Source organism: Herbaspirillum sp. B65, from assembly GCF_000333555.1.
Classification (GTDB): domain Bacteria; phylum Pseudomonadota; class Gammaproteobacteria; order Burkholderiales; family Burkholderiaceae_D; genus Herbaspirillum; species Herbaspirillum rubrisubalbicans.
Genome location: NZ_BADI01000090.1, coordinates 1 through 1788, shown reverse-complemented (window position 1 = coordinate 1788; position 1788 = coordinate 1). Strand labels below are relative to the sequence as shown.

2 protein-coding genes are annotated in these 1788 nt (G+C 69.5%); both read left to right on the top strand.

Features of this window, described 5'->3' with window-relative positions:
• A partial coding sequence (locus I5W_RS02705; RefSeq protein ID WP_044528077.1) for a heavy metal translocating P-type ATPase occupies positions 1-1517 on the top strand: 1517 nt, incomplete at its 5' end.
• A gap of 2 nt (positions 1518-1519) precedes the next feature.
• Positions 1520-1788 (top strand): MerR family transcriptional regulator (locus I5W_RS02700; protein ID WP_044528076.1); only part of this gene is annotated, 269 nt, incomplete at its 3' end.

The window sequence follows — 1788 nt, the reverse complement described above, 5'->3', positions numbered from 1 at the left end:
CGAGCGCCGCTGGCCCGGTGCGGGTGGGCGACCTGGTGGTGCTGCGGCCCGGCGAGCGGGTGCCGGTCGATGGTGTGATCCGCGAAGGCCGCAGTCATCTGGATGAGGCCATGCTGACCGGCGAGAGTCGCCCGCAAGCCAAGCAGGTGGGCGACACGCTGGCTGCCGGCGCCATCAATGCCGAGGGCGTCCTGCTCTTCGAGACCACCGCCATCGGTGCCGAAACCGTGCTGGCGCGCATCGTGCGCATGGTGGAACAGGCACAGGCGGCCAAGGCGCCGATCCAGCGGCTGGTGGACCAGGTCAGCGCGGTCTTCGTGCCGGCCGTGCTGCTGCTGTCGCTGGCGACCTTGCTGGGCTGGGGCCTGAGCACAGGCGCCTGGCAACAGGCCCTGCTCAATGCGGTGGCGGTCATGGTGATCGCCTGCCCTTGCGCCCTGGGCCTGGCCACTCCCACCGCCATCATGGCCGGCACCGGCGTGGCAGCGCGCCACGGCATCCTGATCAAGGATGCCCAGGCGCTGGAAATCGCGCATCGGGTGGAGGTGATCGCCTTCGACAAGACCGGCACGCTCACCGTCGGTCGGCCGCGCCTGACGGAGCTGGAAGCAGCCGATAGCACGCCCCAGGATGAACTGCTGGCCCTGGCCGCCGCGTTGCAGGCACGCAGTGAACACCCGTTGGGTCGCGCCGTGCTGGAAGCCGCCCAGGCGCGCCCCGATCTGCCTGCCTGGCAGGCGCAGAACGTGCAGAGCGTCGCCGGGCTGGGGATCGAAGGCGAGGTGGGCGGGCGCCACCTGCTCCTGGGCAGCAGCCGCTGGATGCAGCAATGGCAGGCCCACTGCCCGGCTTTGCAAGCGCGCGCCGAACAATTGCAGGCCCAGGGCCGCACGCTGTCCTGGCTGGCCGAGCGCCAGGCGCAAGGCCTGGTCGTGCTGGGCCTGCTGGCCTTTGGCGACCAGCTCAAGCCGGGCGCCAAGGCCGCCATCGCCACCTTGCACGCGCTGGGCATTCGCACCGCCATGCTCAGTGGCGACAATCGCGGGGCGGCACAGCAGGTAGCAGCCGAACTGGGCATCCAGGACGTGCGCGCCGAAGTGCTGCCGGCGGACAAGGCCCAGGCCGTGACCGCCCTGCGCGAGAACGGCGCGCGCGTGGTAGCGATGGTGGGCGACGGCATCAATGACGCCCCCGCCCTGGCCGCTGCCGATGTGGGCATCGCCATGTCGACCGGCACCGATGTGGCCATGCAGGCGGCCGGCGTGACCTTGATGCATGGCGACCCCGGGCTGGCGGCCGATGCCATCGACATCTCGCGCCGCACCTATAGCAAGATCCGCCAGAACCTGTTCTGGGCCTTCATCTACAACCTGGTCGGCATCCCGCTGGCCGCCTTCGGCCTGCTCAATCCCATGCTGGCCAGCGCCGCCATGGCCTTCTCCAGCGTCAGCGTCGTCAGCAATGCCCTGCTGCTGCGCCGCTGGCAACCGCGCCAGGGCGCAACCACCCAGGAGTGAACATGAATATCGGTGAAGCCGCCAGCGCCTCGGGCGTCTCGGCCAAGATGATCCGCCATTATGAAGAAACCGGCCTGATCCCCAAGGCCGGCCGTACCGATGCCGGCTACCGCGTCTATGGCCAGCGCGACGTGCATCTCTTGCGCTTCGTGCGGCAGGCGCGCCAGTTGGGCTTTTCCATGGCGCAGGTGAGTGACCTGATCGGGCTGTGGCTGGACCAGTCGCGTCCCAGCCGCAAGGTCAAGCAACTGGCGCAGACCCACATCGGCGA